At 46.2% G+C, this 13,791-nt stretch carries 12 protein-coding genes; 6 read left to right on the top strand and 6 right to left on the bottom strand.

Features of this window, described 5'->3' with window-relative positions:
- Nucleotides 1–135 precede the first annotated feature (135 nt).
- The 4 genes from pomA (at nucleotide 136) to BFR57_RS11635 (ending at nucleotide 3,719) form a co-directional block, all read left to right on the top strand.
- Complete coding sequence (pomA, locus tag BFR57_RS11650) at nucleotides 136–903, top strand: flagellar motor protein PomA (protein ID WP_071464155.1); 768 nt, start codon at nucleotides 136–138, stop codon at nucleotides 901–903.
- A 5-nt stretch (nucleotides 904–908) separates the two neighbouring features.
- Nucleotides 909–1,838 (top strand): flagellar motor protein MotB, encoded by a 930-nt coding sequence (locus BFR57_RS11645; RefSeq protein WP_071464154.1) that lies wholly within the window; start codon nucleotides 909–911, stop codon nucleotides 1,836–1,838.
- Nucleotides 1,839–1,909: 71 nt separating this feature from the next.
- Nucleotides 1,910–3,367 (top strand): tRNA uracil 4-sulfurtransferase ThiI, encoded by a 1,458-nt coding sequence (thiI, locus tag BFR57_RS11640; RefSeq protein WP_071464153.1) that lies wholly within the window; start codon nucleotides 1,910–1,912, stop codon nucleotides 3,365–3,367.
- On the top strand, nucleotides 3,360–3,719 hold the full coding sequence (locus BFR57_RS11635) for a VanZ family protein (protein WP_253183643.1): 360 nt from the start codon (nucleotides 3,360–3,362) through the stop codon (nucleotides 3,717–3,719). Before thiI ends, BFR57_RS11635 begins: the two co-directional genes overlap by 8 nt.
- On the opposite strand, the gene srmB is transcribed toward BFR57_RS11635, so the two are convergent.
- The 4 genes from srmB to BFR57_RS11615 all read right to left on the bottom strand — a co-directional run bounded on the left by srmB (nucleotide 3,716) and on the right by BFR57_RS11615 (nucleotide 9,204).
- Entirely contained in the window at nucleotides 3,716–4,930 is a 1,215-nt protein-coding gene (gene srmB / locus BFR57_RS11630) for an ATP-dependent RNA helicase SrmB (RefSeq protein ID WP_071464151.1), read from the bottom strand. The genes BFR57_RS11635 and srmB overlap by 4 nt on opposite strands.
- A 26-nt stretch (nucleotides 4,931–4,956) precedes the next feature.
- Nucleotides 4,957–5,805, bottom strand: a complete 849-nt coding sequence (locus tag BFR57_RS11625) for a universal stress protein (protein ID WP_071464150.1) — start codon at nucleotides 5,803–5,805, stop codon at nucleotides 4,957–4,959.
- A gap of 14 nt (nucleotides 5,806–5,819) precedes the next feature.
- A complete protein-coding gene (locus tag BFR57_RS11620; protein ID WP_071464149.1) occupies nucleotides 5,820–7,304 on the bottom strand; it encodes a SulP family inorganic anion transporter in 1,485 nt (494 codons plus the stop codon).
- A 214-nt stretch (nucleotides 7,305–7,518) separates the two neighbouring features.
- Nucleotides 7,519–9,204 (bottom strand): Zn-dependent hydrolase, encoded by a 1,686-nt coding sequence (locus BFR57_RS11615; protein WP_071464280.1) that lies wholly within the window; start codon nucleotides 9,202–9,204, stop codon nucleotides 7,519–7,521.
- A gap of 103 nt (nucleotides 9,205–9,307) precedes the next feature.
- On the opposite strand from BFR57_RS11615, the gene BFR57_RS11610 reads away from it, so the two are divergent.
- A complete protein-coding gene (locus BFR57_RS11610; protein WP_071464148.1) occupies nucleotides 9,308–10,159 on the top strand; it encodes an HDOD domain-containing protein in 852 nt (283 codons plus the stop codon).
- Here the strand turns inward: BFR57_RS11610 and rdgC are convergent.
- Nucleotides 10,148–11,041, bottom strand: a complete 894-nt coding sequence (gene rdgC / locus BFR57_RS11605) for a recombination-associated protein RdgC (RefSeq protein ID WP_071464147.1) — start codon at nucleotides 11,039–11,041, stop codon at nucleotides 10,148–10,150. The two genes, BFR57_RS11610 and rdgC, sit on opposite strands and share 12 nt — an antisense overlap.
- A 12-nt stretch (nucleotides 11,042–11,053) precedes the next feature.
- The gene (locus BFR57_RS11600; RefSeq protein WP_071464146.1) at nucleotides 11,054–12,802 is read right to left on the bottom strand and encodes an ATP-binding protein; all 1,749 of its coding nucleotides are present in this window, start codon (nucleotides 12,800–12,802) and stop codon (nucleotides 11,054–11,056) included.
- A gap of 199 nt (nucleotides 12,803–13,001) precedes the next feature.
- Here BFR57_RS11600 and BFR57_RS11595 point away from each other — a divergent pair, with 199 nt between their 5' ends.
- Nucleotides 13,002–13,787, top strand: coding sequence for a DUF3450 domain-containing protein (locus BFR57_RS11595; protein ID WP_071464145.1), 786 nt, complete (start codon nucleotides 13,002–13,004; stop codon nucleotides 13,785–13,787).
- Nucleotides 13,788–13,791: the final 4 nt, after the last annotated feature.

Here is a 13,791-nt window from a genome sequence, read left to right as displayed (position 1 = left end):
ATATAAAGAAACTCGAATGTCAGCCGATGATCAATGCGTGGTTTACTTAATTTTACAATATGGGTTGCCACGTTGAGTGGGATGTTTAAAATTGAGCAAGTAGCCAAATTTACCGCGTCAAGTGGAGGAAGCTGAGTGGATATAGCAACGCTGGTAGGGATCATTGGAGCCATAGGCTTTGTCATTGCCGCAATGATACTAGGTGGTGACCCCGGTCTTTTCATCGACACTCAGTCAGTATTGATTGTTGTGGGCGGTTCCTTGTTCATTGTCATGGCCAACTTTCCACTGCAACAATTCTTTGCCACCGGCAAAGTCGTGGTGAAAGCGTTCTTCTTTAAAATCGAGCATCCACAAGAGCTGATTGATAGCGCTGTTGAGATGGCAGATTCGGCGCGGAAAGGTGGGTTTCTTGCTTTAGAAGAGGCCGAAATACCCAACCCGTTTTTTCGAAAAGGGGTCGATATGCTCGTTGATGGGCACGACGCCGAAGTCGTTAAGCAAACGCTCAGTAAAGATATCGGTATGAGTTTCTCGCGTCATGAGGAAGGTGCTCGGTTCTTCAAGGTGCTGGCAGATGTGGCGCCTGCCATGGGTATGATCGGTACTTTGATTGGCTTGGTGGCGATGTTAGCGAATATGGATGATCCGAAAGCCATCGGACCGGCGATGTCTGTGGCGTTGTTGACGACGTTGTATGGTGCCTTCTTGGCAAACGTTATCGCCATTCCGATTGCTAATAAATTGGTACTTCGTGCAGAACAAGAAAAGCTCAATCGGCAATTAATTCTTGATGCCATTTTAGGTATTCAGGATGGTCAGAACCCGCGAGTCATTGAAGGGCTGCTGCGTAATTATCTTGCCGAATCAAAACGTGTTACCGACGGTAGCGAGGAAGAATAGCGCTTATGGCTGCTGCAGACGATCAAGAAGAATGCCGTTGCCCACCACCTGGGCTTCCCATGTGGATGGCAACCTTTGCCGATTTGATGACACTACTGATGTGTTTTTTCGTGCTGCTACTAGCCTTTTCCGAGATGGATGTACTGAAGTTTAAGCAAATTGCAGGCTCAATGAAGTACGCCTTGGGTGTACAAAATAAAATTGAGGTGAAGGATATCCCCAAAGGCACGAGTGTCATTGCGCAAGAATTCCGCCCCGGACGACCTGAACCGACGCCTATCGAAACGATTCAGCAGCAGACCGTCGAGATGACTCAGCAGATGTTGGAGTTTCAGGAGGGGGAGTCTGACTTTGCAGGCGGTCAACAAACTGAGCGCGGCGGTCAGCAAGCAGATAGTAGTGAGGATAAGAAAGCAGCAGAAAGCTCAAAAACCGCACCTGCAATGGAAGAGGAAGTTAAGGAGCTGATGGAGCGTATCCGAGAGCAACTCAATGATAATATTAAGGCAGGCACGCTTGAACTCGAGCAGTTGGGTCAGCAAATTATAATCCGAATTAAAGAAAACGGCTCGTTTCCTGAGGGGTCTGCCTTTTTGCAGCCACAGTTTAAACCGGTCATTCGCGAAGTGGCTCAAGCATTAAAGGATATTCCTGGCGAGATTACTATTTCTGGTCATACGGATAACCAACCACTGGTTTCTGAGATGTACAGTTCTAAATGGGATCTATCCGCTAAACGCGCCGTTGCGGTCGCTGAGGAAATGACCACGGTTGAGGGGTTTGATCAATCGCGGCTAGTGACGATGGGTTATGCAGATACCAAACCGATTGTTCCTAATAACTCAGCATCTAACCGTGCACTTAATCGGCGCGTAGATATCGCTATCATGCAAGGTAAGGCAAAAGAGTCCGATCCAGTTGATGTAATTGAGTAGCTTAACTAGCTCGAAGGGCGAAAAAATCGTATAATTGGTGGCTTTTCTACCAAGCGGAAACTGAGGGCACCATGAAGTTCGTTGTACGGTTGCATGCCGAAATCACCATTAAAAGCCGATCAGTCCGGAAGCGTTACGGCAAAGTATTAACGAATAACCTCAGGAAGGTTTTAGCCGATATTGACGCTGGGCTATATGTTAAATGGCTATGGGACCGTATCGAAGTTAGCACGTCTTCTGATGACGAGCAGGCGCGCCAGGCAATCATTGATAAACTCTCGTGTACGCCAGGTATATCGTGGTTTGCAGAAGTGATTGAACGTCCACTAGACGAGTTTGAAGTATTGTCTGAGTGGGTTGCTCAGTTTTGGTTGGAAAAAATCGCGCAGCAAACTTTTGCCGTCAGGGTCAAACGTAAAGGTCATCACGACTTCTCTTCGCAGCAACTTGAACGCTATATCGGCGGTTACCTCCTGGAGCATCAACCCACGGCTCGAGTTCAGTTGAAGGCGCCAGAGCATGAGATTACGCTGCAGATAATCGAGCAAAATATTCAGTTAGTGGGCGAACGGCGACAAGGTTTAGGTGGCTTTCCAATTCCAACCCAAGAAACTGTTTTGAGTTTAATGAGTGGTGGTTTTGACTCGAGCGTTGCGAGCTTTGAGTTTATTCGCCGAGGGGCGCGGACTCACTTTTGCTTTTTTAATTTGGGTGGCGACGCGCACGAAGTGGCTGTTAAACAAATTTGTCACTACCTTTGGGAGCGTTTTACTAAGTCGCATCCGATCAAGTTTGTCAGCGTTGATTTTGCGCCTATCGTCGAAGATATTTTAACCAATGTCGATAATGGAGCGATGGGCGTTGTCTTGAAACGACAAATGCTCCGAGCGGCAACACGAGTTGGCTACTTCCTAAAGGCACAGGCGTTAGTGACCGGTGAGGCGATTGGCCAAGTTTCAAGTCAAACCTTAGCGAACTTGCAGGTTATTGATAAAGCCACCGATACATTGGTTTTGCGTCCCTTGATTACCGCGGACAAGCAGACCATCGTTGATCAAGCTAAGCGCATCGGCACCGAAGCGTTGGCGAAAACTATTCCAGAGTATTGTGGTGTCATCTCCAATAAGCCGACGGTTAAAGCAAACGAACAGGCGATTCTGGCTGAAGAAGAAAAACTTGATATGCACCTTATCGAACACGTGGTTCGTAATGCACAAGTATTAAGTATGCAGCATATTGCAGATGCCGCTCAGCAACAAGTTCAGTTAAAGCAAACCGAGTCGGCTAAACCTAAAGTCATCGTCGATATACGCACCGCAGAAGAAATCGATGATGACCCGTTAACGACGTCATTGGACGTGATCGAGATGCCATTCTTTAAGGTTCAGTCAGAGTTTGTAAAACTGGATGACTCAAAACACTATCTATTATATTGTTCGCAGGGTGTAATGAGTAAAATGCAAACGTTGTTACTGCAGGAAGCAGGATACGATAACGTTTCGGTGTATGAAGGACAGGACGTTGAGTAACCTAAATACCTCCCGCATGTTGGCACGTGCAATTTTTGTAAGTCTGTTAGTGGTCATTACGATTGCATTCTTATGGCAATTTCCAAGCCATGAAGCGAGTCGAATGATCCCTCACGCTGATAAGTGGGTCCACTTTACCGCTTTTTTCTTACTGAGTGTGACGTTACATAAAGCGTTCGACTTATCAGGAAAAATCGCTATTGCGTTGCTATTAATCTATGGTTGTGCGATAGAAGTTATACAGTATTACATCCCAGGCAGGGGTTCTGATGTGATGGACTGGCTTGCTGATGCAGCGGGTGTGGTCGCCTACTTCTCTTTGCTCTGGTTATATCGAAAGCGCCGTAATTAACGGCGCTTTTTAGTTTTCTTCGCTTGCTTCTTCTTTTTAACCCGCTTTTTATCTGTTGATGGAAACTTATATTGAGGTTTAAGTCCATCAATCACTCGACGATCGAGGCGGTGCTCCATATAGCGTTCAATTTTACCGAGTAACAGTGCATCATGCGCTTCCACAAGAGACACCGCAAGACCTTTTTGTCCGGCACGGGCGGTACGACCAATGCGGTGAACATAAACGTCGGCTTGTTTTGGTAAGTCGTAGTTGATAACCAATTTAATTTCATCGATATCAAGTCCACGGGAAGCCACATCGGTGGCGACTAACACGGCATTGTCACGACGCTTAAATTCAACGATCTTTTGCTGACGTTCAGCATGGGGCAAGTCACCGCGTAAAAACATGACGGGTACATCTACAGATTGAAGAAAGCTGGCTAGCGCCTGCACTCGTTCACGCGTGCGCGCAAAAATAATTGAGCGGCCTGGATGCTGCTTTAACAAAGCCAACAGTAACTGGCGTTTATGCTCGTCGGTATCGGCTAAGTAGGCTTGTTCGATTATTTTACCGCGTTCTCTCTTAGGCGGTGTAACTTCTATCAACTCCGGCTCATTAAGCAAAGAGCGCGAGAAAGCTGCAACGCCTTCACTGTCTATGGTCGCCGAACATAAAATAGCGTGTTGGCGGTTTCGGGCATGCATGGCGATATCTTTAACCACGTCTTTAAAGCCCATGTCCAACATGCGGTCTGCTTCATCAATAACCAGCCACTCGACGGTTTCGAGTTCGTATTGCTCTGCTTCTAGCAAGTCTAGTAAGCGCCCCGGGGTTGCGATAACAAGATCATGACTTTTTTCGAGTCGATTCAATTGGCTACCGTAATTAACCCCACCTGTCACCACAATCGATGTAAGATTGGTAAGCTCACGAAACATTTCGGCTTGTTGATAGATTTGCTCTGCGAGCTCGCGCGTAGGTGCCATAATCAGGGCACGCGCAGAGCCTGGCTGCTTACGTGGGAAATCAATCATGTGCTGCAATACGGGCAGCAAAAAAGCTAAGGTTTTACCTGTGCCGGTCGGCGAGCTGATCAACAGATCGTGACCATCCATTGCTGCCGGCAACGCGGCTTGCTGGACCTTTGCGGGCTTATTCAAACCTGCTGCTTTGAGCACTGATATCAGTGCATCATCGAGTTCTAGTTCTTGCCAATCTGGCGTCATTCAATGAGTTCCTAAGGTGTATGCAATTAACGAAGTAATAAAACCGGTGTTGTAGCACGAGATAGCACCTTTGATGTGGTGCTTCCCATAAACAACTGACGTAACTTTGAGTGACTATAAGCTCCCATAATGAGCATGTCGATATTACGCTCTTGTTGGATATCGCGCAAAGTTGATTCAACTTCACCGGCTCTGATCTCATAGCTCACTTGGTGACGAAATTCTTGTAAATGACTGACCGCTGCCTCTACCGATGCGTTGGCGTCAGCTGTCGCCGCACCCACCATAACGACATGAATGGGCATACCGATGAATAGCGGAGATTCAGCTAACATCTTGACGCCTTTACGAGAAACGTCACTGCCATCGAAAGCAAGCATTACATTGGTCGGCGCCTTGTAGTGTTCTGGCACCGCTAGAATAGGGCGGCGAACATTGCGCACGATGGTCTCAATTTGATGACCTAAACGATCACTGTCACAGGTCTCAGCACCGTGTAAGCCAATTACCAATAATCGCAGTTCTTCCTCGAGTGTCGCAAGTGACTCGGCTAAGTCGCCATGTCTTTGGCGTAAATGCACCTCATCTGCACCCATTTCTTCGGCATAACTTTTTGCCGCTTCAAGTAGATGATGACCATGCTCTAAGGCGAGCTTATTACGACGCTCATCGAGTTCGGCAAGTTCTTCAAGTAACGACTCTCGGCTACCTAAGCCGATATTTCCTGTCATATCAGAATTGACTGGATAACGCAGCTCATCTAATACGTGAAATAACGTCAATGGTGTCTGCAGCCGCTGTGCAGACCATGTGGCATACTGTGTAACCGCATGCGCCATGCGTGATTCATCAATACAAGCGATAACGTGTTTCATACGACTTACCTTAATTAATGTCCGATCAAGTCTTTGGCATCACTTTGGTTATGTTCTCCAAAGCGATCGACGATAGTCGCGCTGGCTTTGTTCAATCCAATGACGTCGACTTCTGCACCTTCACGTCTAAATTTAATAACCACCCGATCAAGCGCATTGACGGCGGTGATATCCCAAAAGTGCGCCTCGCTAAGGTCGATAACAATCTTATCGACACCCTCTTTAAAGTCGAACGCAGCAATAAATTTTTCGGATGAGCTGAAGAAAACTTGCCCTGCGACTTTATACGTGCGACAGAACGACGCTTCATTTAAACTCGAAGTTACAGCCATGTAATGGCCAACTTTATTAGCAAAGAACACTGACGCTAATAGTACGCCAACAAATACGCCTAGCGCCAAGTTATGAGTCGCAACGACCACGGCAACTGTCGCTAACATGACAATGTTGGTAGACAGTGGGTGTTGTTTGAGGTTCCGAATTGAGTCCCAACTAAAGGTACCAATTGAAACCATAATCATCACTGCAACGAGTGCAGCCATTGGAATTTGTTTGAGCCATTCATCTAAAAATAAGATCAATATCAACAAAAAAGTCCCGGCAATAAATGTGGAAAGCCGCGTTCGACCACCTGATTTAACGTTGATAATCGATTGGCCTATCATTGCGCAACCTGCCATACCACCGAGCAGGCCTGAGCCAATATTGGCAATACCTTGACCCTTACATTCGCGATTACGATCACTCGATGTATCAGTGAGGTCGTCGACAATGGTCGCAGTCATCAGTGACTCAAGCATACCGACTATAGCCAAGCCGAGTGAATAGGGGAAAATAATGGCCAGTGTTTCAAAATTAAGAGGTACATCGGGCCACAAAAATACGGGCAAGGTATCGGGTAATTCGCCCATGTCGCCCACGGTGCGCACGTCGATGCCAAAGTAAATCGCGATAACCGTCAGTGAAAGAATACAGATCAACGGTGACGGTAACATCCGACCAATAACCGGGATATAGGGAAAACCATAGATGATCGCTAATCCTGCCGCGGTCATAACATAAACATGCCAAGTGACATTGGTGAGCTCGGGTAACTGAGCCATAAAAATCAGAATCGCCAGTGCGTTAACAAATCCCGTAACCACCGACCGAGACACAAAACGCATCAGTTCGCCCAGTTTTAAATAACCCGCGATTATTTGTAGTACACCAGTGAGTAACGTTGCGGCGAGAAGATATTCTAAACCATGCTCTTTAACCAGTGTCACCATTAACAGTGCCATAGCGCCTGTTGCAGCTGAGATCATGCCAGGACGTCCACCGGTGAACGAGATAATCACAGCGATGGCAAACGACGCATAAAGTCCGATTTTAGGATCGACGCCCGCAATAATTGAGAAAGCAATGGCTTCAGGAATGAGTGCTAAAGCAACAACAAGACCCGATAATACATCACCGCGCAGGTTTGAAAACCAGTTTGCCTGGATCGACTTCCACATAAAACGTTACCCAATTAAAAATACAGTGAGATGGAGTGCATCTAGTTTGTATGTCACATGTACGGAGCATGCAGTGTATTTGAATGAACTGACACGGATGTGACACTGTGGTTAAAGTTCAACCACTGAAGCGCGCGGATTCTAGCACAGGGTTAGGGGGTAGGCAAAGTTGATAGCGTGCGCCATAGGGCGCACGCTGAGTTCAAGCGACAGTTTAAAGGCCAAGTTCGGCTTTTCCTTGATTAAACGTGACATCCACTGGAATGCCAGCATTCGATAGCTTGTCTAAATCGGATTGTAGCTGAGGGCTAATAACGCCCAGACGATCAACTAACTCACTGACGCCTTGGTAATTACCGTCACCTTGCAACTGCAAGATCTTCTCCGAAAGACTGGTCATCGCTGCGCGCATTTTTTCCATGTTGATGGCGTATTGGCCTTCGGCATTGCGAGTAAATGCGCCTTCATTGGCGAAGTAGTTAAAACGAATCATGTTCGCTTTACCATGAGCGCTTGAAGCGCCAAAGCGAACTGAACGGAATATACTTGCCATGAAGGTTGTATAATAGTCTTGTAAGGTACCTGTAGAAAGTTCACCTCTTTCGAACAGCTGGGTCACCATGTATAGGCCCAAGATATCCGCTTTACCTTCTTCCAGCGCTGACGCGTGCTCTTTTAATGCAGCGCGCACGGTGCCTTTATCGTTGATCGTATTTTTAATACCGAGCCCATGAGCCACTTCGTGGAACATGGTGTTAGCGAAGAATGCATCAAAAGTAATGTTTTCGCGTTGTTCCGGCACAATCAACTGCTCTGCGATGGGCAGCAAAATCTTGTCAAATTTGGCACGCATTGCGTTTTTAAGTTGCAGACGGCGAGTGCCCTTTTCAAGTTGCACGTATTCATCGTTAGGCAGGTTGATAGCAATGGTTTTGCTGCCCGCGTTTGAGTGGCCGGCAAAATAGACCGCATCGTAGGCATTTAATTGTGCGTTAGCACCTGGCATTTCTTGCTTATACTTACCCTCAACAGGCAAGCCGCGTTGTAGCTCAGGTAAAAATTGCGCGTATTTAGCAAGTCGCTCGCTCCATTGTTTATCTTTAACGAGTACATAGGCCTCAAATGCTGTTTTGTAGCCAAACAGCTGATCCTCATAGGTTTCAATGGGACCGATGACCACATCAATGTCATTATTTTGCATATCCATCCAAGCCAAATCGGATGGACGATACTCGTTACTTAAAAATGCATCGGCACGCAGGTTCAAGTAGTGAGCAAAGTCAGGATCCTCGGCTAACTCAGCTGCTTGACGAAGTAGTTTAGCCGCTTGCTTGAGCTCTTCTGAGTATGCATTTGCATAGGGTACAACGGTCAGTTGACCCGAGCCGTCGCGACGAATCAACGTATATTCGCTGGTTTTCTCTTCATTGTTAAAGTCATTGAACTCTTTTTTGCTCATATCAGCAGGATAGAAGTTGGCGCCTGCTGGCTTCTCGCTAAACTCACGCAAAAACGGTTTATCACCGTTGAGTCGATCCCAAGGACCGTAGTTAATATCAGCGAATGATTGCGCGGAATCGGGAACCGCATTTAAGAATGAACGCTTGTCATGGGCGAAGGCTTGTTGCCAGAATAGGTCATCCATGATTTTGGCGGCTTCAATCAATAGTCCCAACATTTCTTTTTGATTGGTTGTCAGGTGTGAAATATCAGCAGTCAGCGTGTAGTCGGTATAAATCCCAAAGCGATCTTCAGCACCTTTGACAAGTGTGTAATCAGACGTTTGCTGGGCTGAAGCAGTGGAACCTTGGTTTGCTTGCGTTTCCTGAGAAGTCGCTTGTTCTGAACAAGCTGATAAAGCAAGAACCAATGGCGCAATGGTGAAAATTTGTTTTAACATAAGTTCAACTTTGTCGGTATAGTAGTAAAATGAATTAAAACAATTTAATGCGATGCGGACAATATCGCAAGTTAGGTAGTGAATAAGGATCTGGAAACGAGTCATGACGGCAACCAACGCACTGTATTTATTGATAGAAGACAGAATTCAACGGGACCAGCTTAAGTTACCCGGGTTGCCAGAAACCGCAGAGCGAATCCGTCAAGCGACCAGTAATCCCGATACTAATTTACACGACTTAGCAGCTATTATTCAGCACGACACTGCGCTGAGTGCGCGGTTAATTCGGTTGGCTAATAGCGCTTACCTAAGTGGGCGAGCACGCGCAGAGAGTTTGATGCAAGCACTTACGCGTATTGGTTTACGACGCATCCGAACGTTAGTCGTAGCGATGGCTGTGGAACAGATCTTCAACCCGAAGAATGACATCGTTAAACAATACGCACAGAAATTTCTAACTGAATCGCGCGACATCGCCGCTGCTTCAGTTATCGTCACGCAGCATCTGCACGAACGTGGCTACTGTAATCGCCTACATCAAGACGTGTCGCTATTAGCAGGCATGGTATGCAGAATCGGTGTTGCACCCATTCTAAAAATTGCTGATGAATTCGATGATAGTTTTGCCAATCCATCGTTTATGAGCCAAACCATTACACACTTTGATCGTAGCTTGGGCGTCAGCGTTTTAGAGCACTGGCGCTTCGCACCCAATCTTATCAAGGTGCCTTATTTTTATAACCGTGGGCGTTTCGAGGATCTTAACGACCCCTTAGTGGTGAACTACTGCGATATCGTGCATATCGCCAGTTTATTAACGGGGCATTCTAGACCTATTGATGGGGCGATGACGCTAGCCGAATACCAACAGCGAGAGATTATTCCAGTAAACGACTTCTGGGACGACGAATCGACCCAGAACCGTTATCAAGCTTTACGCACCTCACTCAGCTGAAATACTGAATAAATCGTCAAGTAAAGCACCAAGCTCGGCAGATACTAGGGCTAAATCGCTATCGAGTTTTTGTTCGGGCGAGGCATCATTCCAGTCATCTTGATCGTCCAGTAGTTGGTCCGTTGCTTTTATGCGCTTCAAGGCCCAATCGGCCTCTATGACACACTCGATATGTTCATTCCAAACGAGCCCTAACTTGACCACTTGTTTGCCCGCAGCAGCGTGTGCTTGGACATCTTCACGTGTCAGATCTTCTTGTTTGCACCGGATGATACCGCCATCCGCTTGTGGCGAGCGCAGCTCGAGCTCATCGCCTAAATCGAATCGACTGGGTAGTGCTTGTGTGGTGAGCCACTCGGTGAGTAGCACTTCTGCCGACTCCGCAAGAGCAATCGGCTTGACGGGTAAAGAGCCTAAACTGGCACGTAATAAGCCGAGCAAATCTTCTGCTTTGTTAGCACTGGATTCATCAACAATGACGAGTTGACGTTTTAAATCAATATAGGCCCAAGTTTTACGAAACTTACTGAATGCTTGGGGTAGCAATTGATGGGTAATATCTTCTTTAAGGTTTTTCTTTTCTTTACCATTAACGGGACGGCCTTCGGTGTCCTGAATCGCTTGTACCTTTTGCTCAAGTTCAGCATTCACTACCGCAGCCGGCAAGACCTTCTCTTCACGTTGAGCACAGACTAGATAGCATTGCTCAACCGCATGATGGAGTACCTCACTTTGCGCACCAAATACTGACGTCCAACCAAAGCTAGTCATATCCTGCCGACTACACGGCTTAAATAGCTGTGCTTGAAGTTGAGACTCAAAGTCCTCGGGTAACTGAAATGATTCGCCAAAACGATACACGCGGGCGTTTTTAAACCACATAATTAAGCGCCTTTATCTTAAGATAATGATTGGGAAGGAGAACCGATACGTTAAACCTTGACCCGGCTCACTCGAAGCGGTGATCTCGCCGTCCAATGTTTGCGTGACTAGGTTGCGAACGATATGTGTACCTAAGCCACTTCCGCCTTGGTTTAGCTTGGTTGTAAAGAATGGGTCGAACAGCTTCTCAAGCTGCTCTTCATTCATACCGTGACCGTTATCAGAGTATACCACATGTAGTCTGTCGGTTTGATTGGCATCGGTCTCAGTACGGATTTCAATATGCATTTCACCTTCACTGATGCCCTCGAATCCGTGCAGTATGGAATTCATGATCAGGTTGGTAAAAATTTGCGACAAAGCACCGGCTGTACAACGAACATATAAATCGTCAGGGCAATCAATACGAACGTGGTGATTTTGCTTTTTGAGTTGCGGTTGCAATGACTGAACCAAATCACCTACATAACGTTTTAAATCAATGTCGCGAATCGCGTCTGACGTTTGATCGACCGCCACTTGCTTAAAGCTACTGATAAGCTCTGAGGCTCTATTAAGGTTATTCTCAAGTAGTTGAACGCTTTCGCGACTTTCTTCTATATATTTGCCCAGTTGCGCTTGGGTCAATGTTTTGTCGTTTAGCATGCGGTCAAGGTTTTCGAGTTTTTCTTTTAAAAACGAGTTAGCCGTTACGCTAATACCTATAGGCGTGTTTACGTCGTGTGTAATACCCGCGACAAGACCACCTAGAGAAGCCATTTTCTCGGATTCAATAAGTTGTTGTTGAGTATTTTTAAGATGATCGAGTGACGACTGAAGCTGTTCGTTCGATTCGCGCAAATTAGTCTCCATCGACCGGCGTTGGCTAATTTCTCGCTCGAGCTTTTCTTGCCTAATTTCCAATTCATTTTTGCGCTGCTCGAGGTCTAACATCACTTGACTCAAACGCGAGGTTTTCCGAGCAACCTCCTGTTCGAGGATAGCATTTTGTTCATCTAACTGGCGATTTGCCAATTTAAGTTTATGCTGTGTCCGTTCAAGGTCTTCTTGATAGTCTTCGATGTTATCGATGAGCTGGTTGTATGCTTGCTCAATCAGTACCAATTCATTGTGATGTCGTTCATCGAGTTTTATGCGCGATGCATCCAAATTATCCAACCGAAAACTATTAATTTGTCGAGTGAGATCGTTTAAGGGTTGGTTAAGCATGCGTTGGAACGCGATGGTAAAAAGAATAAGTAAGAACGCACTTTTTATAATCGCATTACCGACAATAAATGCGAGACTGATCTTAATGCGATCGATGGCAATATCGCGAGTGGTAAAAAGTGATACATCGCCAACTCGAGTTGAGTGACCAGAAAACTCAAAAATCAACGCATTGTAGAAACCAAAAGTGCCGTTTTCCTCGGGAACGACATAACCTTCGGAAGCGCGTTCAGGTAAATTATCCACGGGTAAGGTTTCACCAATTTGAATAACAGGCTTACCACTTTCGTCTCTTATTAACACACCCGCAATTGCCGGAATGCTGATTAGACCGTCAGCAATGGTCTCAATTTGTGGGGTATTGAACTCCCACAAGGAACGCGTCAGTGAACCGTTAAAGGTACTTTGTTGGTTTTGCAGTTCGGCGACTAACACGCGTTTAGTGTCAAAATATTCTGCACCAATTTGTACCGCTGTGACTGTAAGCGTTAGTAAAAAATAGACAGACAGAACGCGGGTGAGAAGCGAATAAGATATGCTTTTGTAAGCCATAATAAGTTATAATTTAAGTGCCGCTTACCTAGTTTAAAGACTCTCTTTAAACTAATCGATTAGGCTTACAGACGCAATCTTTATCGTTGTCACAAAGTTGACATATTTACGTCATTAAGCTGTCACGAAAAATCACTAAAGTTGTCGCATCTTTCATCTGGGTGTTTAAAAATTCACCAACCTAAGTAAAGGGTCACATATGAAGTTGCTAGCGACAAGTACAGCCATTGCGATGGCTTGCGTTCTATCAACATCGGCATTGGCACAGGATAAAACCTTAGAGCCAGTCGTTGAGAACGCCTCCGATATCAATGAGTCTGCACGCGAGGCTCAGCTCACTGTAGACAAAATCTCTGACTCCATGCAAGAGCGCATGCAGCAGTACAAGCAGATCATGAAAGAAATTGAAGGTCTGCAAGTTTACACCAACCAACTTCAAAACCAGATCAACGACCAACAGGTTGAGATGACTGACTTGAATCAATCGATTGACCAAGTGAGCTACGTTGAACGCCAAATCACACCGTTGATGATTCGTATGGTTGATGCACTCGATAACTTTATCGAACTCGATGTGCCGTTTCTAGAACAAGAACGTGACGAGCGTATTGCGAAACTGCGCGAACTGATGGGTAAAGCCAACGTCGATGTATCTGAGAAATTCCGTCGCGTTATGGAAGCTTATCAAGTCGAAACTGATTATGGCCGTAACATCGAAGCGTATACTGCTGAGCACTCAGTTGATGGCGATGTGCAAGACGTTACTTTTTTACGTGTAGGTCGCGTCGCGTTGATCTACAAATCACGTGACGGTCAACACCTCGGTATTTGGGATAACGACAGCAAACAGTGGATGGAACTTGACCAGGCTCATCGCCCAGCTGTTGAAACTGCCATACGTATCGCACGTAAGCAGGTCGCTCCAGACATGTTGATGCTACCGCTCGTCGTGAATAAAACTGCGTCAACTAACGCTGCCGATTAAGGAG

Origin of the sequence: Idiomarina sp. MD25a (assembly GCF_001870515.1) — a bacterium.
Taxonomy (GTDB): domain Bacteria; phylum Pseudomonadota; class Gammaproteobacteria; order Enterobacterales; family Alteromonadaceae; genus Idiomarina.
Note: the sequence above shows the minus strand (reverse complement) of the source record. Positions and strands in the feature narration are given on the sequence as shown.